General features: G+C 37.3%; 15 protein-coding genes. 14 read left to right on the top strand and 1 reads right to left on the bottom strand.

Going from position 1 to position 21,971, the window contains the following annotated elements:
• Window positions 1–18 precede the first annotated feature (18 nt).
• From ileS to NAT51_RS10585, 4 genes are all read left to right on the top strand, one after another.
• Complete coding sequence (gene ileS / locus NAT51_RS10570) at window positions 19–3,420, top strand: isoleucine--tRNA ligase (protein ID WP_250598872.1); 3,402 nt, start codon at window positions 19–21, stop codon at window positions 3,418–3,420.
• 6 nt (window positions 3,421–3,426) lie between these two features.
• Window positions 3,427–3,807: a TraR/DksA family transcriptional regulator gene (locus NAT51_RS10575; RefSeq protein ID WP_250598874.1), complete on the top strand. Its 381-nt coding sequence runs from the start codon at window positions 3,427–3,429 to the stop codon at window positions 3,805–3,807.
• Window positions 3,808–3,891: 84 nt separating this feature from the next.
• Window positions 3,892–4,497, top strand: coding sequence for a lipoprotein signal peptidase (locus NAT51_RS10580; protein ID WP_250598876.1), 606 nt, complete (start codon window positions 3,892–3,894; stop codon window positions 4,495–4,497).
• Window positions 4,498–4,531: 34 nt separating this feature from the next.
• A complete protein-coding gene (locus tag NAT51_RS10585; protein ID WP_250598877.1) occupies window positions 4,532–4,705 on the top strand; it encodes a hypothetical protein in 174 nt (57 codons plus the stop codon).
• Between the two features lie 82 nt (window positions 4,706–4,787).
• On the opposite strand, the gene NAT51_RS10590 is transcribed toward NAT51_RS10585, so the two are convergent.
• The gene (locus NAT51_RS10590) at window positions 4,788–5,351 is read right to left on the bottom strand and encodes a 5-formyltetrahydrofolate cyclo-ligase (protein ID WP_250598878.1); all 564 of its coding nucleotides are present in this window, start codon (window positions 5,349–5,351) and stop codon (window positions 4,788–4,790) included.
• A 99-nt stretch (window positions 5,352–5,450) separates the two neighbouring features.
• Between NAT51_RS10590 and uvrC the strand changes: the two genes are divergently transcribed.
• The 10 genes from uvrC to NAT51_RS10640 all read left to right on the top strand — a co-directional run bounded on the left by uvrC (window position 5,451) and on the right by NAT51_RS10640 (window position 21,953).
• Window positions 5,451–7,241: an excinuclease ABC subunit UvrC gene (gene uvrC / locus NAT51_RS10595; RefSeq protein ID WP_250598879.1), complete on the top strand. Its 1,791-nt coding sequence runs from the start codon at window positions 5,451–5,453 to the stop codon at window positions 7,239–7,241.
• A 34-nt stretch (window positions 7,242–7,275) separates the two neighbouring features.
• On the top strand, window positions 7,276–9,552 hold the full coding sequence (locus NAT51_RS10600) for a patatin-like phospholipase family protein (RefSeq protein WP_250598880.1): 2,277 nt from the start codon (window positions 7,276–7,278) through the stop codon (window positions 9,550–9,552).
• A 104-nt stretch (window positions 9,553–9,656) separates the two neighbouring features.
• Window positions 9,657–11,132, top strand: coding sequence for an amino acid permease (locus NAT51_RS10605; protein ID WP_250598881.1), 1,476 nt, complete (start codon window positions 9,657–9,659; stop codon window positions 11,130–11,132).
• A 237-nt stretch (window positions 11,133–11,369) separates the two neighbouring features.
• Window positions 11,370–12,527 (top strand): homogentisate 1,2-dioxygenase, encoded by a 1,158-nt coding sequence (locus tag NAT51_RS10610; RefSeq protein WP_250598882.1) that lies wholly within the window; start codon window positions 11,370–11,372, stop codon window positions 12,525–12,527.
• Between the two features lie 54 nt (window positions 12,528–12,581).
• Window positions 12,582–13,745, top strand: a complete 1,164-nt coding sequence (gene hppD, locus NAT51_RS10615; protein WP_250598883.1) for a 4-hydroxyphenylpyruvate dioxygenase — start codon at window positions 12,582–12,584, stop codon at window positions 13,743–13,745.
• Between the two features lie 417 nt (window positions 13,746–14,162).
• Window positions 14,163–14,957 carry a DUF3108 domain-containing protein gene (locus tag NAT51_RS10620; protein WP_250598884.1) on the top strand — a complete coding sequence of 265 codons (795 nt, stop codon included), beginning with the start codon at window positions 14,163–14,165 and terminating at the stop codon, window positions 14,955–14,957.
• Window positions 14,950–15,873 carry a tryptophan 2,3-dioxygenase family protein gene (locus tag NAT51_RS10625; protein ID WP_250598885.1) on the top strand — a complete coding sequence of 308 codons (924 nt, stop codon included), beginning with the start codon at window positions 14,950–14,952 and terminating at the stop codon, window positions 15,871–15,873. The genes NAT51_RS10620 and NAT51_RS10625 overlap by 8 nt, the downstream gene beginning before the upstream one ends.
• Before the next feature lie 71 nt (window positions 15,874–15,944).
• Window positions 15,945–17,165 carry a M23 family metallopeptidase gene (locus NAT51_RS10630; RefSeq protein WP_250598886.1) on the top strand — a complete coding sequence of 407 codons (1,221 nt, stop codon included), beginning with the start codon at window positions 15,945–15,947 and terminating at the stop codon, window positions 17,163–17,165.
• Window positions 17,166–17,333: 168 nt separating this feature from the next.
• Complete coding sequence (gene pgi / locus NAT51_RS10635; protein ID WP_250598887.1) at window positions 17,334–18,974, top strand: glucose-6-phosphate isomerase; 1,641 nt, start codon at window positions 17,334–17,336, stop codon at window positions 18,972–18,974.
• A 174-nt stretch (window positions 18,975–19,148) separates the two neighbouring features.
• Window positions 19,149–21,953: a TonB-dependent receptor gene (locus NAT51_RS10640; RefSeq protein WP_250598888.1), complete on the top strand. Its 2,805-nt coding sequence runs from the start codon at window positions 19,149–19,151 to the stop codon at window positions 21,951–21,953.
• Window positions 21,954–21,971: the final 18 nt, after the last annotated feature.

A 21,971-nucleotide genomic window follows, 5' to 3' on the forward strand; every position in this document is an offset into this window, starting at 1 on the left:
ATTTTAGAATGCGACAAAATGAGTACGAAATTTACTGAATACAAAGGACTTGACCTGCCAACCGTGGCATCGGAAGTTCTTGATTTCTGGAAAAAAAATAATGTCTTTGAACAATCTGTAACCTCGCGTGAAGGTGCAACGCCCTATGTGTTTTTTGAAGGCCCGCCTTCAGCAAACGGTTTACCGGGTATTCACCACGTGATGGCCCGTGCAATTAAAGATATTTTTTGTCGCTATAAAACACAAAAAGGGTTTCAGGTAAAGCGTAAAGCGGGATGGGACACTCACGGTCTGCCTGTTGAATTGGGTACCGAAAAAGAATTGGGAATCACCAAAGAAGATATCGGAAAAACAATTACGGTTACCGAATACAACGAAGCGTGTAAACGTACCGTTATGCGTTATACTGATGTATGGAATGACCTGACTGAAAAGATGGGGTACTGGGTAGATATGGAAGATCCGTATGTGACCTATAAGTCAAAATACATGGAGTCGGTCTGGTGGTTACTGAAGCAAATCTATAACAAGGATTTATTATACAAAGGATATACAATCCAGCCGTATTCACCAAAAGCGGGTACCGGACTATCATCTCACGAGGTGAACCAGCCGGGTTCCTACCGCGATGTGACCGATACTACTATCGTGGCACAATTCAAAGCGATTGAAGAATCATTGCCTGATTTCTTAAAAAGCTTTGGGACGATCCATTTCATGGCCTGGACAACCACGCCTTGGACATTGCCAAGTAACACTGCTTTGACTGTTGGCCCTAAGATCGATTATGCTTTGGTGAAAACTTTCAACCAATATACGTTTCAGCCAATCAATGTGATTATTGCCGAGAACCTGATCGGGAAACAGTTCGGAAGTAAATATTTCGTTGCCGAATCGGAAGAAGATTTCGCTAATTATAAATCCGAAGACAAGAAAATTCCGTATAGTATTGTAAAGGTGAGTAAAGGTGCCGATTTAGTAGGTGTCCGTTACGAACAGTTATTGCCGTACACTTTGCCATACCAGAATCCTGAAAATGCATTCCGCGTTATTTCAGGTGACTTCGTTACAACTGAAGATGGTACGGGTATCGTGCACACTGCGCCTACATTCGGTGCTGATGATGCTAAGGTGGCTAAAGAGGCTACACCGGAAGTACCGCCGATGTTGGTATTGGATGAAAACGGGAATCCTGTTCCTTTAGTGGATTTACAGGGCCGTTTCGTAAGCCAGATGGCCGAATTGGGTGGTAAGTATGTGAAGAACGAGTACTATACTGACGGTGATGCACCGGAAAAGTCGGTAGACGTGGAAATTGCTATCCGTCTTAAAGAAGAAAACAAAGCCTTCAAGGTTGAAAAATATGTACACAGTTACCCACACTGCTGGAGAACGGATAAGCCTATCTTGTACTATCCGCTTGACTCTTGGTTTATCAAGGTAACGGAAGTAAAAGACCGTATGTTCGACCTGAACGAAACCATCAACTGGAAACCGAAAGCAACCGGTGAAGGCCGTTTCGGTAACTGGCTGAAGAATGCAAACGACTGGAATCTTTCCCGCTCACGTTACTGGGGTATCCCATTACCGTTATGGAGAAACGAGGAAGGTACCGAAACACTTTGTATCGGCTCTGTTGAGGAATTGTACAATGAAATCGAGAAAGCCATCAATGCCGGTTTCATGACTGAAAATCCGTATAAAGGATTTGTAATCGGAAACATGGAGGAAACCAATTATGATTTGGTGGACTTGCATAAAAATATAGTGGATAATATTGTGTTGGTGTCACCTTCCGGTAAACCAATGAAGCGTGAATCTGATCTGATCGACGTTTGGTTCGACTCAGGTGCCATGCCATACGCACAATGGCATTATCCTTTCGAAAACAAAGAACTGATTGATGGTAACCAATCATTCCCGGCTGATTTCATCGCTGAAGGTGTAGATCAAACCCGCGGATGGTTCTATACCTTACATGCCATCGGTACTTTGGTTTTTGATAAGGTAGCCTATAAAAACGTAGTTTCAAACGGTTTGGTGCTGGATAAAGACGGACAGAAAATGTCGAAACGTTTAGGGAATGCAGTCGATCCTTTTGAAACATTAAAAGATTACGGTCCCGATGCTACGCGCTGGTACATGATCTCTAATGCGAATCCTTGGGATAACCTGAAGTTTGATATTGAAGGGGTTGCCGAAGTAAGACGTAAATTCTTCGGTACTTTATATAATACCTATTCGTTCTTTGCGTTATATGCGAACATTGACGGATTTAAATATGCTGAAGCGGAAGTTCCTTTACAGGAAAGACCGGAAATCGACCGTTGGATTTTGTCTGAATTGCATACATTGATTCAATTGGTGGATGAAGCTTATGCGGATTATGAACCTACAAAAGCTGCCCGTGCTATTTCCGACTTCGTTCAGGAGAATCTAAGTAACTGGTACGTACGTTTATGCCGCAGAAGATTCTGGAAAGGTGACTATGGGACTGATAAAATTGCGGCTTACCAAACACTTTATACCTGTTTGGTGACGGTGGCAAAACTGTCTGCACCAATCGCTCCGTTCTTTATGGATCGCCTGTATAAAGACTTGAATGCCGCTACAGGTGCCGAAAAATATGACAGTGTGCATTTGGCAGAGTTTCCTCAGTATGTTGAAAATTTTGTTGATAAGTCACTGGAAAGCAAAATGTTGAAAGCGCAAACGGTGTCGTCACTGGTGTTATCACTCCGTAAAAAGGAAATGATCAAGGTGCGCCAACCGTTGCAAAAGGTTATGATTCCAGTGCTTGACGAGGTACAACGTACTGAAATCGAGGCGGTTTCCGATCTGATAAAAGCAGAGGTAAATGTGAAGGAAGTAGAGCTTTTAGATGACGCTTCGGGTATATTGGTTAAACAAATTAAACCGAATTTTAAAAATTTAGGACCTCGTTTCGGTAAAGATATGGGGTTGATTTCCAAAGAGATACAAAGTTTTTCTCAGGAAATGATTACAAAACTGGAAAGAGAAGGCGAGATAACCCTTGTTATTTCAGGAAATAGTGTTAATTTAACAACTCAGGACGTGGAGATTTCTTCACAGGATATTGAAGGATGGTTGGTAGCTAATTCAAACGGTATAACAGTAGCATTGGACATAACGATTTCCGATGAATTGAGAAAAGAAGGTATCGCTAGGGAATTAGTAAACAGAATCCAGAATATCCGTAAAGATTCCGGTTTTGAAGTGACGGATAAGATTAAAGTGTCAATGTTGAAACAAGGGGATATTCAACAGGCTGTTGAAGCAAACTTAGACTACATTAAATCGGAAACCTTAACAGAAGAACTGGCTTTCACGGAAAGTATCGAAAATGGTACGGAAATTGAGTTTGATGAACTAAGAACTAAAATATTAATTTCAAAGTAAGGAATTATGGTAGAAGAACAAATAAGATATTCTGATGCTGATTTAGCAGAATTCAAAGAATTAATCCAAAAAAAGCTGGAAAAAGCAAAAACTGATTTGGACCTTATTAAAAGTGCTTACCTGAATGATTTGAATAATGGTACCGATGATACATCGCCAACATTCAAAGCTTTCGAAGAAGGAAGTGAGACTATGTCTAAAGAGGCCAACTCCCAGCTGGCGATACGCCAGGAGAAATTCATACGTGATTTGAAAAATGCATTGATCCGCATCGAGAATAAAACGTACGGAATTTGTAAAGTAACAGGAAAATTAATCCATAAAGAAAGATTGAAACTGGTTCCTCATGCCACCATGAGTATTGAGGCTAAGAACCTGCAACGTTAATCTTTTTCTAAAAATGACTGAACGCTCCTTTTTGGGGCGTTTTTTATTTAAATTATGCTATTTTTGTGACTCAAACGTGAAAAAATGAATTTAAAAAAGGCCTATTTCGTTGTTTTCTTAGTCTTATTGATTGATCAGATCTCTAAAATATACATCAAAACCCACTATGTGTTGCATACCGGTGAAGATGTATTTCCATGGTTCCAAATCCTTTTCGTTGAAAATGAAGGTATGGCCTGGGGAGCAGAGATACCGGGAGCCTACGGGAAAATAGCACTTACCTTATTCCGTATTGCTGCTGTTACCGGGATCGGATACTGGTTATGGCTTTCAGTTAAGGAGAAAGCTTCAAGCCTTCTGATTTTCTCTATTTCATTAATTCTTGCCGGAGCATTCGGGAATATCTTGGATTCGGTTTTCTACGGAAGGATCTTCAATGACAGTTCGTATGAAGTGGCAACGATGTTCTCTGATAAACCCTATGCACCATGGTTCTATGGTAAAGTGGTTGATATGTTCTACTTTCCTATCATCAAAGATTATCCCATGCCGGACTGGGTGCCTTTATTAGGGGGTAAAAACTTCACGTTCTTTAATGCAATCTTCAATGTGGCCGATGTGGCTATATCAACCGGAGTAGGCTTGCTGATTGTGTTCAATAAAAAAGCTTTTGCTAAAAAGCAGTTGTAATTACAATCGATATATAACAAAAAATGACCTCAATTTGAGGTCATTTTTTGTTAATCATGGTGATTATGATTTTTGTGTTTGTGGTGCTTGTCTTTTTTATGATGGTGATGTTTTTTTCCATGATCATGATGTACATGTCTTACTCTGGGTTTATGGGTATGGTGGTGGTGAACTGTACAGTTTGAAAGTGCAACTGAACAAATCATAACCATCACTACTAAAGATACTCTTGATTTTAAAATCTGTAACATGATGTTTTGTTTAAATAGTTTTGGATGCGCTAATATAAATTAAAATTTGATGACACCAAACGGAGTGATACAATAGTCTAATGCAATATCATTTTGGTTAATATCTTCGATAGTTTCCTCGGGATCAAAATAAGACAAGCCAATCTTGATCACATCCGGTTTACACGTTTTCAGGAATACATCATAAAAACCTTTCCCGTAGCCTACGCGGTGTCCTTTTTTATCGTAAGCCAGTAACGGTACAAATACAACATCTATTTTAGCAGGAGGTACTTCGAGTCCGTCCACGGGTTCCGGAATACCATAATCGTTGGTTTTAATCTTGGTATTATCGGTTAGTAAATAGTGGGTCATCTGTCTCGTTTCAAAATCTGATCTCGAGATCACAATCTCTTTGTCCCTGCCGGCCAAAATCTGTAATACAAATTCGGTATTGATTTCTTTCTGGGCTTCAATGGGTAAAAACAAATGGAAATAGGTTTTGTCCCAAATATCAAGGTATATGCAATGGTTCGCTATCGCCAGACTGTCGTTCATAATCTCGTCAAATGATAAGGTCTGGCGGAGTGTTTTGTATTTTTTACGTAATTCGGTCTTGTTCATGCTCTTTTTTACGGGTTCAGAATTTACAGCCGGACAAATGTACTTTAAAAATGAAACTTATTTGTAAATTTGAATCAACTCTTAATGTATAAACCGTAAATGTTAACTTCCCTCGAACTTCAAATCCAAACACTGCCTGATAATCCAGGTGTATATCAGTATTTTGATAAAGAAGGTAAGATTTTATATGTTGGCAAAGCCAAAAACCTGCGAAAAAGGGTTTCGTCTTATTTTAATAAGGTTCATGATACGGCCAAGACAAATGTTTTGGTTAAGAAGATTGTAAGCATCCAGCATATTGTTGTGCCTACAGAGACAGATGCGCTTTTGCTGGAGAATAATTTAATCAAAAAGCTCCAGCCGCGTTACAATGTGTTGCTTCGGGATGATAAAACCTACCCGTGGATTTGTATTAAGAACGAGCCTTTTCCACGCATCTTTTCGACCCGTAAAATGATCAAGGACGGTTCTGAATATTTTGGTCCTTACACGAGTTTTAAAACAGTGCATACGATTTTGGATCTGATTAAGGAATTATACCCGCTCCGGACCTGTAACTTTGATTTGAGCCGGGCCAATATCAATAGCGGGAAATTCAAAGTATGCCTGGAATACCATATCGGAAATTGTAAGGGCCCGTGTGAAGGTCTGGAAACACAGGAACATTATCAAAACCAGGTCAATGCCATCCGTGAAATCCTGAAAGGTAATTTTAAGGAAAGTCTTAAGGATTTCAAGAAACTGATGACGGATCTGGCCATGGATATGCAGTTTGAACAGGCACAGAAAATCAAAGAGAAGATTGAAGTACTGGAGAATTACCAGGCGCGTTCAACCATACTGAATCCTAAATTATCAAATATTGACGTTTTTTCTATTGTTTCGGATGAAGCAATGGCCTATATCAATTTTCTGCAGATCTCTCACGGAGCCATAGTCCGTTCCCATACCATGGAGCTGAAAAAAAAACTGGAAGAAACCGACGAAGAACTGCTTGAGTTGGCTGTTGTCGAACTCCGGGAACGTTTTCATCTTAATTCAAAAGAAATTATTCTCCCTTTTGAGTTGGATTTCGGTGAGAAGATCAGGGTTACAGTGCCTAAATTAGGAGATAAAAAACAAGTGTTGGATTTGTCTGAACGGAACGCCAAGTATTACCGTCTGGACCAATTGAAGCAGATCAAAATCGTTGACCCCGACAGGCATACGAACCGAATTATGGCACAAATGCAAAAAGACCTGAGGCTTTCGGTAGAACCCCGTCATATCGAGTGTTTTGATAATTCGAATATTCAGGGAACAAATCCGGTTTCGGCTTGTGTGGTGTTCAAAGACGGAAAGCCAAGCAAGAAAGATTACCGCCATTTTAACATCAAAACAGTCGAAGGCCCGAATGATTTTGCTTCCATGGAAGAAGTGGTGTACCGAAGATATAAGCGCATGCTGGAAGAAAACGAGCCATTGCCGCAGTTAATCATTATTGATGGTGGAAAAGGTCAGTTGTCATCGGCTCTCAAAAGTCTTGAAGATCTTGGACTGCGCGGTAAAGTAGCGATTGTCGGCATTGCCAAACGACTGGAAGAGTTGTTTTATCCGGGAGATTCCGTGCCGCTGTATCTGGATAAGAAATCGGAAACACTTAAAACCATTCAGCATCTGCGTAATGAGGCACACCGCTTTGGAATTACATTCCATAGGGATAAAAGAAGTAAATCGGCATTAAACTCCACACTGGAAATGATTCCTGGAATCGGTGAAAAAACAATGGTAACATTACTAAAACATTTCAAAAGTGTTAAAAGAATTAAGGAGGCAACAGAAAAAGAAATTTCTGACGTTGTAGGTGTTTCAAAAGCCAAAAAAATTTCCGAATTTTATAAGAAAATTTAGCCTTATGTTTTTTAAGCCAAAAGTGGGAAGCCAAATGCCATTATTTGTTTTTTGTGGGAGCTTTATAAAAGCCATTACAGACAAAGCAATAGAGGCAAAATATTTCTGTCTTTGGTCTTTTCTTTTCTTCTTTTCGGGTTTAATTCCGACAGTTTCTTCAGCTCAGGATACCATCAAAAAACCTAAAATCGGATTGGTTTTAAGTGGTGGCGGTGCCAAAGGTTTGGCACATATCGGTGTTTTGAAAGAAATCGAAAAAGCCGGAATCAAAATCGATTATATCGGCGGAACCAGTATGGGTGCGATTGTTGGTGGACTCTATGCTTGCGGCTATACTGCGAATGAACTGGATTCTATTTTTAGTAATTTGGATTCAGATGCAATTATCCAGGATGTTATTCCCCGGAGCAATAAAACATTCTATGAGAAAAACAATGATGAAGTTTACGCTCTTACACTTCCTTTTCAAAATCTCCGCATTACAGTACCGAAAGGTTTTTCCAAGGGATTGTATAATTATAACCTGTTCAGTAAGCTTACCCATAATTACCGCCATGTGCGTAATTTTAACGAATTGAAAATCCCTTTTCTGTGTATAGCAACTGATGTTGAAACCGGAGAGGAAGTGGTTTTCAGGGAAGGTTCTTTGCCATTGTGCCTTGCTGCCAGTGGTGCTTTCCCATCTTTGTTTTCGCCGGTTGAAATTGATGGCCGTTATTATATTGACGGCGGAGTAGTCAATAATTACCCAATCGAAGAAGTAAAACGTATGGGAGCTGACATAATCATTGGTGTTGATGTGCAGGACGGATTAAAAACGATTGACAATATTAGTGGGGCGACCGGTGTTCTGGTTCAGATTTCCAATTTTAAGACATTGGAAAAAATGAATGAGAAAGCAAAAATGACAGATGTTTATATCAAACCGAATATTAAAGGGTTTTCGGTAATTTCATTTGATTTGGGAGGCATGATTATTAAAAACGGAGAACAGGCAGCCCAAAAAAAATCTGAAGAACTTAAAGCTTTGGGTTCAGGTTATAAGACGGTTCCTCAAAAAAACTCGATGCGTGCCGATAGTTTAAATCTGGCCGAAATCCATATTGAAGGTTACAGGAATTATACCCGGTCTTATTTTCTTGGAAAACTTCGTTTCAAACCCGGATATAAAATCAGTTACAATGATTTACATAATGGGTTCAACAATCTCAACGCAACACAAAATTTTACTTCGATAAAATACAAACTGGCTCAGGAAAGTGAAAAGGATGTTTTGATGATTGATGTGCAGGAGAATCCAATCAAAACGTTTCTTAAATTAGGTGTTCACTATGATGATTTGTTTAAATCGGCAGCTCTGATTAATGTTACAAAGAAGAATTTGATTTTTAAAAATGATGTGATTTCTGCCGATTTTATTCTTGGAGATAATATTCGGTATAATCTGGATTATTACATTGATAACGGATTTCACTGGAGTTTTGGTCTGAAATCTAATTTTGAACAGTTCAATAAAGTGAGTAAAACTGATTTCAGAAATGGTCAGATTAAAGATATGTTGAATAAAGAAGCTATTGATTTGAGTTATAACAGTTTGTCCAATAAAGTGTATTTGCAGACTATCTTCGCCCAGAAGTTCCTGATTGGTGGTGGTTTGGAGCATAATCTGATTAATATTGAGTCAAACGATGTGCAAACAGCTTCCATGGATATCGACAACAGTTCTTATTATTCTGCTTTTGGCTTTTTAAAATTTGATTCTTTTACCAATAAGTATTTCCCTAAGAAGGGTTGGTATTTCTTTGGTGATTTCCAGTCCTGCTTTTATTCTACAGACTATAATAATGATTTTTCCAAGTTTTCCGTTTTTAAGGCTGATATGGGAATTGTTCAGACGGTTTTCAAAAAATTGTCGCTCAAGGCACAAACCGAGGGTGGTTTTACCGTTGGTGAAGGCGTGAATCATATTTTTGATTTTGTACTGGGCGGTTACGGGTTTCATAAGTTTAATAACTTCAGGCCTTTCTATGGTTATAACTTTCTTGATTTGCATGGTGACAGTTATGTTAAAGGGAGTGTTGGTGCCGATTATGAGTTTGTTAAAAAGAACCATTTAAGTTTTACGGCTAATTTTACCAATATCGGTGATAAAATATTTGATAACAAGGCTTGGTTTAAAAAGCCTGATTTTTCAGGTTATGCTCTTGGCTACGGATTGGAAACATTAATTGGTCCCGTGGAAGTCAAACATTCGTGGTCTCCTGACAACCGCAAACATTATACTTGGTTCAGCGTTGGTTTTTGGTTCTAAAAACCTATCAATTGTTAAACATTGCCATAAAATGCTATTTTTTTAGCTATTTGTTTTTAAAAAAGTCTATTTTTGGGACACAAAAACAACCAAACATTAATTTTATGTCAATTTGGAAAAGAAAATCTATTGATTTGCTACTTGCTGAAGCGGCCGATTCAGAGAAGGGTTTAAAAAGAACATTAACGGCTTGGACTTTGGTAGCGCTGGGTATCGGTGCTATTATCGGTGCAGGTTTATTCGTTAGAACGGCAGCGGCTGCTGCTAACAGTGCAGGACCATCAGTTACAATCGGATTTATTGTAGCGGCTATCGGATGTGCGTTGGCTGGTTTATGTTATGCTGAATTATCATCATCTATTCCAATCGCGGGTAGTGCTTATACATATACTTATGCAACCATGGGTGAGTTTCTTGCCTGGATTATCGGTTGGGATTTGATTTTAGAATATGCGGTTGGTGCTGCAACGGTTGGTATTGCCTGGAGTGAATATCTCAATAATTTACTGGTCAATGTCTTTCATACGAGTCCCATACCATTTGAGTGGTGTCACTCTCCGTTCCAGACTTCTGCAGACGGTGTGAGCGGAATCATCAATTTGCCTGCTTTGTTCATCGTGGGTGCTTTAAGCTTGCTTTTAATTAAAGGAACGCAGGAATCTGCTTTTGTAAACGGTATTATTGTTGTTTTGAAAGTGGCTATCGTTTTATTGATTATTGTTTTGGGATGGCAGTTTATTAACCCGACAAATCACGCGGAGTATATTCCACAGCCTTCAATTTATACTGACAAGCAAGGTTTGGATCATAATTTTGGTGGTATTATGGGTATTTTAGGAGCGGCAGGTACGGTATTCTTTGCTTTTATCGGTTTTGACGCGGTATCTACAGCAGCTCAGGAAACTAAAAACCCGAAAAAAGATATGCCTATCGGTATCTTGGGATCTTTAGCAGTGTGTACTGTTTTGTATATCTTATTTGCGCACGTTTTAACTGGTGTGGCAACTGTTGAAGATTTCAGAGGTGAAGGTGGTGAGGCATCGGTAGCTTATGCAATCAATAAATATATGGTTGGTTACGAATGGTTAGGACAGTTTGTTACTGTGGCTATTCTGGCAGGTTTCTCTTCAGTAATCCTTGTGATGCTTTTAGGACAATCAAGAGTTTTCTATTCAATGGGTAAAGATGGTTTATTGCCAAAAGTATTCAGTGAAGTACATCCTAAATATAAAACACCTTACAAAGCTAACATGATTATCTTTGTAATTGTTGGATTGTTTGCTGCATTCGTGCCTGGTGATATCGTAGGTGATATGACAAGTATCGGTACATTGTTTGCTTTTATCCTGGTTTGTATCTCAGTTATTGTATTAAGAAAAACAAATCCTGATATGAAACGTGAATTTAAAACACCATTGGTTCCATTGGTTCCTGTTTTAGGAGTGCTGGTTTGCTTGGCGATGGTTTACGGTTTAGGTTGGCCAAACTGGTTACGTCTAATCGCATGGATGTTAATCGGAGTTGTAATTTACTTCGGCTATAGCAAGAAGAATAGTAAATTAAATAATGGCGGAGAATAATCTCCAAATATATATACATCAAATCCCAAATTCATCATTTGGGATTTTTTGTTTTAATAAATAAGAGTTTTTTCCGATATTTGTAGTATATGAAAACCACTTTTGCAGGTTTATTAGCACACTTAAAATTCCTCATCAAGCGCAATCCTGAATGAGGTACGTTTCTTTTTTGATTTATACTGGTGTTTTGGTCAGCAGACTTAAAACCATGAACTTTAAAAATTTAAATAAAAAAAGATGCCATTTTATCATAAATTAGGAAAAATACCTTCGAAACGCCATACACAATTCCGGAAGGAAAACGGTGAGTTGTATTATGAGCAATTATTCGGAACTATCGGGTTCGACGGAATGTCTACCAACATGTACCATGTACACCGTCCAACTCAGGTGAAAGAAATCAGAAAGCAGTATTCGGTTGCGCCGAAAATTGCCAAGGCCAATAATATTCAATCGTACAGACTTCGTGGTTTTCAGGTTGAACCTACAGATGATTTCCTTGAAAGCCGTAAAATAGTTTTGACGAATTCGGATTGTCATATCGCTTTGGCAGCGCCAAAAAAATCGACAACAGATTATTTTTATAAAAACACAGATTCGGATGAAGTAATCTTTATCCACCGCGGCACAGGAAAATTAAGAACCATGTTGGGTAACCTCGATTTCAAGTATGGTGATTATCTTGTTATTCCCCGCGGGATGATTTATAAAATAGATTTTGATACTGAAGATAATCGTCTTTTTATTGTCGAATCGCATCGTCCAATTTATACACCTAAACGTTACCGTAACTGGTTTGGTCAGCTTTTGGAGCATTCTCCGTATTGTGAGCGTGATATACGCCGCCCTGAAGAGCTTGAAAACTATGACGAAAAAGGTGAGTTTGTGATCAAGTTGAAAAAGAAAGATGAAATCTTTGAAATGGTTTATGCGACCCATCCTTTTGATGTAGTGGGATATGATGGTTTTAACTATCCATATGCGCTTTCAATTCATGATTTTGAACCGATAACAGGCCGTATTCACCAGCCGCCACCGGTACACCAGACTTTCGAAACTGATGCTTTTGTAATTTGTTCGTTTGTGCCACGTTTGTATGATTATCACCCACAATCTATTCCGGCACCTTATAATCACAGTAATATTGATAGTGACGAGGTGTTGTATTATGTTGATGGAGATTTCATGAGCCGTAATGATATCGAAGCGGGTCATATTTCGTTGCATCCGGCAGGTATTCCGCACGGACCGCACCCAGGCGCAACAGAAAGAAGTGTTGGTAAAACAGAGACTCAGGAATTAGCGGTTATGGTTGATACTTTCAAACCTTTGATGGTTACGGAAGATGCGATGAAAATTGCTGATGAGAAATATTATCAGTCTTGGTTAGATTAATTAAAGAAACACAACTTCGGGCAATTTGATTTGCCTAATAAAATACAGATTATCATGTCACAGGAAATAAAATCAGTAGAATACGGACTAGAAAAAATATTTGAAGGAGCGCAGGATTTCCTTCCGCTATTAGGAACAGATTATGTTGAATTTTACGTAGGTAACGCTAAACAGGCGGCTCATTTTTATAAAACGGCTTTTGGTTTTCAGTCTTTGGCTTATGCCGGATTGGAAACTGGGGTAAAAGACAGGGCTTCTTATGTGTTGAAACAGGATAAAATCCGTTTGGTGTTAACCACGGCTTTAAATAGTAATTCGCCAATTGGTGAACACGTAAAAAAACACGGAGACGGTGTTAAAGTTATCGCTCTTTGGGTTGAAGATGCCCGCCATTCATTTGAAGAAACGACAAAACGCGGAGCGAAGCCTTATTTTGAACCGGTTGTCGAAAATGATGAAAATGGGGAAGTTGTACGAGCAGGTATCTATGGAGCTTACGGGGAAACCGTTTTTGTTTTTGTTGAACGTAAAAATTATAACGGAATCTTTTTGCCAGGATACAGTGAATGGAAATCAGATTACAATCCTGAACCGGTCGGATTGAAATTTATCGACCATATGGTTGGAAATACAGGATGGAACAGAATGAATGAAGCTGTAAAATGGTTTGAAGATGTGATGGGATTTGTGAATTTCCTTTCTTTTGATGATAAACAAATTACTACAGAGTATTCTGCTTTGATGTCTAAAGTAATGTCTAACGGGAATGGACGCATCAAATTCCCTATTAATGAACCTGCAAACGGTAAAAAGCGTTCTCAAATTGAGGAGTATTTGGATTTTTACGAAGATGAAGGAGTGCAGCATATTGCTGTTGCAACAGATGATATTATTAAGACGGTTGCAGATATGCGTTCAAGAGGTGTTGAGTTTTTGAGTACGCCACCGCAGGCTTATTATGATGCAATTCCCGAAAGGTTGAAAGATCATATGTCTAAATTTAAAGAAGATATCAATGAACTTCAAAAGTTGGGTATTATGATTGACGCTGACGAAGAAGGTTATTTGTTGCAGATATTTACTAAACCGGTTGAAGACAGACCAACACTTTTCTTTGAAATTATCCAAAGAATGGGAGCCAGAGGTTTTGGAGCCGGTAATTTTAAAGCTCTTTTTGAGTCAATTGAAAGAGAACAGGCTTTGAGAGGTACTTTGTAAAAATTATAAAAAATTGAATATAAATCCGGAAAATGCAATTTTCCGGATTTTTTGCATTTTGTAAAGGATTGATTTTGAGTTATTTTCTATAATCAGGTATTGAATTTGTTAAATTAGTATTAACAAAAACTTAATTTTATTGAATAATATTCAAAAGAAAACGTTGTAGTACACTTCATTTTGATAAAAATATGTTAAAGTTGAAATTTTGTTAGATAAAATTAAAAAGCCGCTATATATTTGCATCAGAATTCTAAGGGGTGGTTCCCTTATGAATTTTGATAAATTTTCATAATTTATAGTTTTTTGGTTGGTTAATAGCATAAAAACTCAGTTAGCAATGACTGGGTTTTTTTGTTTTTTATTACTTTTGGAATGGAAATTGTATCCTTTCTTGAAAACTAAAATCAACAAGAAATGAAATTAAGATTTATATTCTTCGCGTTATTACTTTCTTTAACAGCAGCTAAACAAAAGCCAAGTGCACCAAGTGCCTATGATGTTGGGGAATGGTTTAAATTCAGAATCCATTACGGAGTGGTTAATGCCGGTTATGCGACCCTTGAACTTAAGGAAGCAACCCGTAACAATAAGAAAGTTTTTTATGCTGTCGGGCACGGATTTACTTCGGGAATGTCACGCTTCTTTTTTAAAGTAGATGATCATTATCAAAGCCAGTTTGATAAAGAAACCACAAAACCTTATCAATACTTGCGTAAAATTGACGAAGGTGGTTATACTAAAAACCAGGAAGGTTTTTTCAATCAGGATAAGAATACAGTTTTGGTAAAAGACTACAAAAACAAAACGGAGAAGACTTTTAATGTTACCGAAAATGTTCAGGACATTGTTTCTTCCTTTTATTATTTGAGAAATCATCCCAAAATTGATAAAATGGAAGTGGGTGAGTCTATTTCGATGGATATGTTTTTTGATGACGAAATATACAAGTTCAAATTGAAGTATATTGGCCGTGAAACATTACGGACTAAATTCGGAAAGGTAAAAACAATGATATTCAGACCGATTGTACAGTCCGGAAGAGTATTTAAAGAACAGGAAAGTTTAACGGTATGGATTTCTGATGACGAAAATAAGATACCTTTGCGCATCAAAGCCAGTCTTGCCGTTGGTTCATTAAAAGCCGATTTGGAAGCTTTCAAAGGATTGAAAAATCCGTTCATGATAATAAAAGAAAAAAATAATGAGTGATTATTCAGGATTAGTAGACGAAATTGATCAGAAATACAAAGGATTAAATCAAAAAACCGAAGCGTATCTGGAAGGATTGCTTTGGTCAAAACCCATAACATACTGGGATTATATTCAAACAGACGCTTTGCTGAACCTTCAGGTGCAGAGAACAATATTGCCGGATGAAAATATTTTCATCATGTACCATCAGGTGAATGAATTGTTGTTTAAAATGATTCTTTGGGAAATTAAACAAGTGTCGCATAACGATAATCTTACGACTGATTTCTTTACCGAGAGACTTATGCGTATCAGTCGTTACTTTGATATGCTGACCACTTCTTTTACTATTATGGGAGACGGAATGGAAGTAGAACAATATATGAAATTTCGTCACACATTGACTCCAGCCAGTGGTTTTCAGAGCGCACAATACCGTATGATTGAATTCTGTTCTACCGATTTGATCAATTTAATAGATTATCGCTTTAGAGCATCAATCGACAGGAATACGCCCTATACACATGCTTTTGAGCATTTGTACTGGCAGGCTGCTGGGAAAGATTATCATACCGGACAGAAATCATATTTCCTGCAGCAGTTTGAAGAAAAATACAAAGTGGAGTTTCTCCGTATCATGGAAGAATACAATACCATTAATCTTTGGCGTAAATTCAAAGAGCTTCCTGAACAGGATCAGCAAAACCCTGAACTGATAAAAGCAATGCGTCATTATGATTACACCGTTAATATCACTTGGGTGATGGGACATTACAATGCAGCTAAAAAATATATCGACAACGGTAAAGGTGACGGAGAAGCGACAGGTGGCAGTGACTGGAAAAAATACATGCACCCAAGATACCAACGCAGGATTTTCTTCCCTGAACTTTGGTCGACTGAAGAATTAGCATCCTGGGGTGAGAATGTATAAAAAATTCTTATATTAGCTTTTATATCTATTTTATTCACTGTTTTTGGTGGATAGTACTAAAAAAGCTCCATTTGAAGAAATACATTACTTTTTTGATTGTTATTTTTTTAACGATTTCCTGTAAAAATGATAAAAAAGATGTGGTTCAGCCAGTGAAAAAGGCTGAACCCATTGTTTATGATTTCGGTTTCAAGCTGAATAGTTTTTCAGTTGTCCGTGATACCATAAAAAAAGATGATACTTTCGGGAGTGTACTTGAAAAACAAAACCTGAACGGTAAACAGGTTCATGAGATAATCGCTAAAGTTAAGGATTCTTTCAACGTGCGTATTATGCGATTGGGAAAGCCTTATACGATGTTGATGTCCAAAGACAAATCGAAAAAACTACAGTATTTTATTTACCAACCGGATCAGTTAAGTTATTATATTGTTGATTTTACTGATTCAATTGCAAAAGCCACTAAAAAATACAAGCCGGTTACTTTCAGAAGAAGGACTATAGCCGGAGAATTAAATGGTTCGCTTTCCGAAACATTGAAAAATGAAGGTGTGGCGGCGTCTCTTTCTTCCAAACTGACAAATGTGTATAAATGGTCTATCGATTTCTTCAAGTCGAAAAAAGGAGACAAGTTTGCGGTAACTTTTACAGAGCGCTATATTAACGATTCTATTTATGACGGAGTCGATTCTTTGGAATGTGCTTTTTTTGAGTATAAGGGAAAAAAAGTATATGCTTTTCCTTTTAAACAATCTGTCAAAGACCGGATTGAATATTATGATGAAGACGGAAAAGCGTTGAAAAATTTCTTCCTGAAAGCACCTTTGAAATCAATCAATATTACTTCACGTTTTTCGAAAAGACGTTACCATCCGGTCCAGAAATTCTTCAAACCGCATAACGGAACAGATTATGCAGCGCCACATGGAACACCTATCATGTCTACTGCTAATGGTGTTGTGGAATTGGCCGGATATACGGTTGGAAACGGTAACCATGTTAAAATTAAACACGATAAAACCTATTCGACGCAGTATTTGCATATGTCGCGAATTTTGGTACGTCGCGGTCAGCGAGTAAGACAAGGCCAGATAATTGGGAAAGTTGGAAGTACGGGATTGGCTTCGGGACCGCACGTATGTTACCGGTTTTGGAAAAACGGTAAGCAAGTTGATGCTTTGAAACTGAAGTTGCCAAATTCCACTCCGATGAATGCGGGAAATAAACCACGTTACCTGGCTTTTATTGAGCCTTTGAAAAAGGAATTGGACAGTGTGGCCGGAATCAAATAACTGAAATTTTTGAAAGGGAAATTCATGATTTTAGTTAGAGAATAAAAGAAGTTTTCAACTATAACGTTTTCGTTTGAAGAAACTTTGGCACAAGCTGGTTTTGTTGGTGATTTATCAAAATCAATATTGTAAATTCGCTATTCGGTAGTTGCTATAAAACAAAAAATCATGCCTTTATCTTCCATAAATCCCAGCGGAACTTCAGCCTGGCAAAACTTAAGAGAGCATTTTGAAACCATGCAATATGTGAATATGCAGGATTTGTTTGCAGAAGATGCTGACAGAGCTGATAAATTCCATATTCAATGGGATCAGTTTTTGGTTGATTATTCTAAAAACAGAATAAACACCCAGACAATGGATTTGCTTTTTAAATTAGCTGAAGAAGTTGGTTTGAAAGAAGCTATCGAAGCGCAATTTTCAGGAGAAAATATTAATAGAACTGAAAATAGGGCAGTTCTGCATACTGCTTTACGTGCTAAGGAAAATGATTCGGTTTTTGTCAATGGCCAAAATGTTATGCCGGAAATTTATGAGGTAAAAAGAAAAATTGAGCTTTTTTCCAAAGAAATTATTTCATCCGAAAGAAAGGGATTTACCGGTAAGACTTTCACTGATGTGGTAAATATAGGTATTGGCGGCTCAGATTTGGGTCCGGCAATGGTAGTTGATGCATTACAGTTTTATAAAAATCACCTTAATGTGCATTTTGTTTCGAATGTTGATGGTGATCATGTTCAGGAAGTTTTGAAGAAAATCAATCCGGAAACGACTTTGTTTGTAGTGGCTTCGAAAACTTTTACCACACAGGAAACACTTTCAAATGCTGAAACAATCCGAGCTTGGTTTTTGAAATCGGCAAAGCAAGAGGATGTGGCTAAGCATTTTGTGGCTGTTTCGACTAATATTGAAAAAGTGACAGCTTTTGGGATCGATGCCGCTAATATATTTCCGATGTGGGACTGGGTAGGCGGACGTTTTTCTTTATGGAGTGCCGTCGGACTTACAATCAGTTTGGCTGTTGGTTATGATAATTTTGAAAAACTTTTGTCCGGTGCAAATGCAATGGATAAGCATTTCAAAAATGAATCATTCGATCAAAATATTCCGGTGGTATTGGCTTTGTTGAGTGTTTGGTATAACAATTTCTTTGGTGCCGAAAGTGAGGCTTTGATTCCATATTCGCAATATCTGCAAAAACTGGCTCCATATCTCCAACAGGGAATTATGGAAAGTAACGGAAAAAGTATCGGTAGGGATGGATATCCGGTGAATTATCAAACAGGAACCATTATTTGGGGTGAGCCCGGAACCAATTCACAACATGCTTTTTTTCAGTTGATTCATCAGGGAACCAGGTTGATACCAACTGATTTTATCGGATTTAAAAAACCATTATATGGGAATAAAGAACATCACGATAAGTTGATGTCAAATTTCTTTGCCCAAACAGAAGCTTTGCTGAACGGGAAATCAAAAGAAGCAGTTCTGGCTGAATTTGAAAAAGCCGGTTTGGGTAACGATGATCCATTTTCTTTACTACCATTTAAAATATTTGATGGTAACAAACCAACTAATACTTTACTTATAAACTCTTTGACTCCTGAAACATTAGGTTCGTTAATTGCACTTTATGAGCATAAGATTTTTGTTCAGGGTGTCATTTGGAATATTTTCAGTTATGACCAATGGGGTGTCGAATTAGGAAAACAATTAGCTAATTCAATTTTAGAAGAACTTAACACTTTGGAGGTAAAAACTCACGATTCTTCCACGGCTTTTTTATTGAGGAATTATTTAAAAAAATAGTTTTTTGATAAAAAATATTCTTTTTTAAGATATTATTTCAATAATAATTACCTTTTTTATTGTTTTTATTGAATTTTGTTGAAAGTTATGCTTGCATAATGTTAACATTAGCTTAACATTGAACTTGAATATTTGTTGGAATTTTGCTCCAAACAAAAAATTTAAACATCACAAATGAGAAACATGAAAAATTGGTTTTTAGTGACTTTCTTTTTCTTAAGCATTTCGTCTGTATTTGCTCAGGGAAAAATTTCCGGAACAGTTCAGGATAAAAGCGGACCGCTTCCGGGTGCTAATGTTGTTATTGAAGGAACAACAACCAGTGCATCTACAGGATTTGACGGTAGTTTTACCTTAAATTCTTCAAAAGCTACCGGAAAGCTTGTAATTTCTTACTTAGGGTATGAAACCCAAAAAGTTGAATATTCAATTGTTGGTAGTTCTTCAGACTTAGGAGTTATCGTATTAAAAGACGAGAGCAACCAATTAGGGGAAGTTGTAATTAAAAGTACAGTAATTGACGTTGCAAAGGACCGAAAAACTCCTGTTGCAGTATCTACAATCAAAGCTGCTGAAATCAGAGAAAAATTAGGAAATCAGGAATTTCCTGAGATGTTAAATACAACTCCTTCAGTATATGCGACTAAAGCAGGTGGTGGTTTTGGTGATTCAAGAATTAATATTCGTGGTTTCAGTCAGGAAAATATCGCAGTAATGGTGAATGGAGTGCCTGTTAATGATATGGAAAACGGAAGGGTTTTCTGGAGTAACTGGGCTGGAATTTCTGATGTGACTTCTGCTATGCAGGTTCAAAGAGGTCTAGGTTCTTCTAAATTAGCAATTTCATCTGTTGGAGGAACAATCAATATTATAACTAAATCTTCAGATAAAGCTGAAGGAGGTATGGTTTCTTCTCAAATAGCAAATAATAATTCATACAAGTTATTGGCTACATATTCTACAGGTAAAATGAAAAACGGTCTTTCGGCTTCTGTGTTGTATAGTCGTTCTGAAGGTAGTACTTATGCTGATGCTACTGCTTATCAGGCAAGTAATTATTTTATTGGTTTAGGATATGAGCTGAATGAAAAACATGATTTTCAATTCACTTTTACCGGAGCGCCTCAATGGCACAACCAAAGGTTTACATCTAGTACTATTGCTGATTATATTAAGTATGGTGATGGTAAAGAACCAAATACTAAATACAATGCTGATTGGGGGTATCTTAACGGTAGAGTATTTAATACTAGTACAAACTTCTACCACAAACCAGTAATGTCTTTAAACTGGGATTGGAAAATTAATGAAACAACAAAATTGTCTTCAGTTGTATATGGGTCATGGGGTCGTGGTGCCGGTGCTGCAACGAATGTGGGAAGAATCAGAGGTTTAGCTGCTACAAATGCTGCTTTCAGATTGCCTGATGGAACACTTGATGTTCAAAAAATCTATAATTGGAACTCTGGATTACCAGTTGTAATCAATGGAGTGACTCAGACAAGACAAAAAGTTGATGGTTACTATCAAAATGATGCATCTGCAAGTTCAACACCTAATAATTTTTCCGGTATTTCAAAAGTTAATTCATTTAACTCACATGACTGGTACGGTGGGGTTTTTAACTTGAACAAAAAAATTGGTGAAAATATTACTGTAGACTTAGGTTTAGATGGACGTTATTATCATGGTATTCACTTTCAGTCAGTTAACAATTTGTTAGGGGCTGAAGCTTATAATGGTAATTATACACCGGCAACTGCTTCTGCGGGTAGTAACAACGATATTAATGGTACAACTGCTGGTCCTGTTTTCGGAGAGTATGAAGCTAGACCAAGTTGGAATCCATTCAAAAGCTATGATTACCAAAATAAAATCAATTACAATAATGATGGATTTGTTAGATGGTATGGTGCTTTTACACAGGTTGAATATTCAAAAGATAATTTAACAGCGTTTGTTCAAGGAGCAATTTCACAACAAGGATTCCAACGCGCTGATTATTTTAAATATTTGACAACCGATCCTTTGTATAAAACAGATTATGAAAATATTCTAGGAGGTAACGTTAAAGGTGGTATTAACTATAATTTAACTGAACAAATGAATGTTTTTGTTAATTCTGGATATTATTCTAAACAACCAAATTTCAGAGCTGTTTATCCTAATAATCAATCTGTAGTTAATGAAGATCTAACGAATGAAAAAGTTTTCGGTGTTGAAGCTGGATATGGTTTCCGTTCTCCGAAATTCAATGCAAATATTAATGTTTACCATACAACATGGAAAGACAGATATGATAGAAGAACGATTACTTCAGGTAGCAACGCTGGTGGGTATGTTGAATTGCCAGGTATTCAGGAAGTACATGATGGTGTTGAATTAGATTTCTTCTACGCACCTATTAACGCTGTTAAGATTAATGGTATGTTCTCTTATGGTAATTGGTATTATAAAGGAAATGCAACTGCTAATGAATTTAATGCATCTAACGGATTGGTGTCTACATCGCCTCTTTATTTGGATGACGTGAAAGTTGGAGATGCAGCTCAAATGACAGCTTCATTGGGAGCGACAGTTGAGCCTGTTAAAAACCTTAAATTTGATGCAAACTACCGTTTGGTTGACAAACTATATGCTTCTATTGATACACGTTCTTTCAGTGCTCAAAATAATAAAGGATCATTAGAACTTCCTTCATATGGTTTGCTTGATGCCGGTATGTCTTTTAAAATCAATAGAAATAAAGATGCAAAAGAGTATTTCGGTTTCAGATTAAACGTGAATAACGTATTAGATGAGATTTATATTTCTGAATCAAGAACTAATATCTTCGCTGATGATTATGTTAATCCTTCTAATCCAGCAGCAGGTACTTATGCTTCTAATAATAGATTATACAATGGTGTTGCTAATGCTAATCAGGTGTATTTTGGTTTCGGAAGAACATGGAATTTTACATTCTCGTATAATTTCTAATCGGTAAGATTAATTATA

Origin of the sequence: Flavobacterium amniphilum, assembly GCF_023634845.1 — a bacterium.
Lineage (GTDB): Bacteria > Bacteroidota > Bacteroidia > Flavobacteriales > Flavobacteriaceae > Flavobacterium > Flavobacterium amniphilum.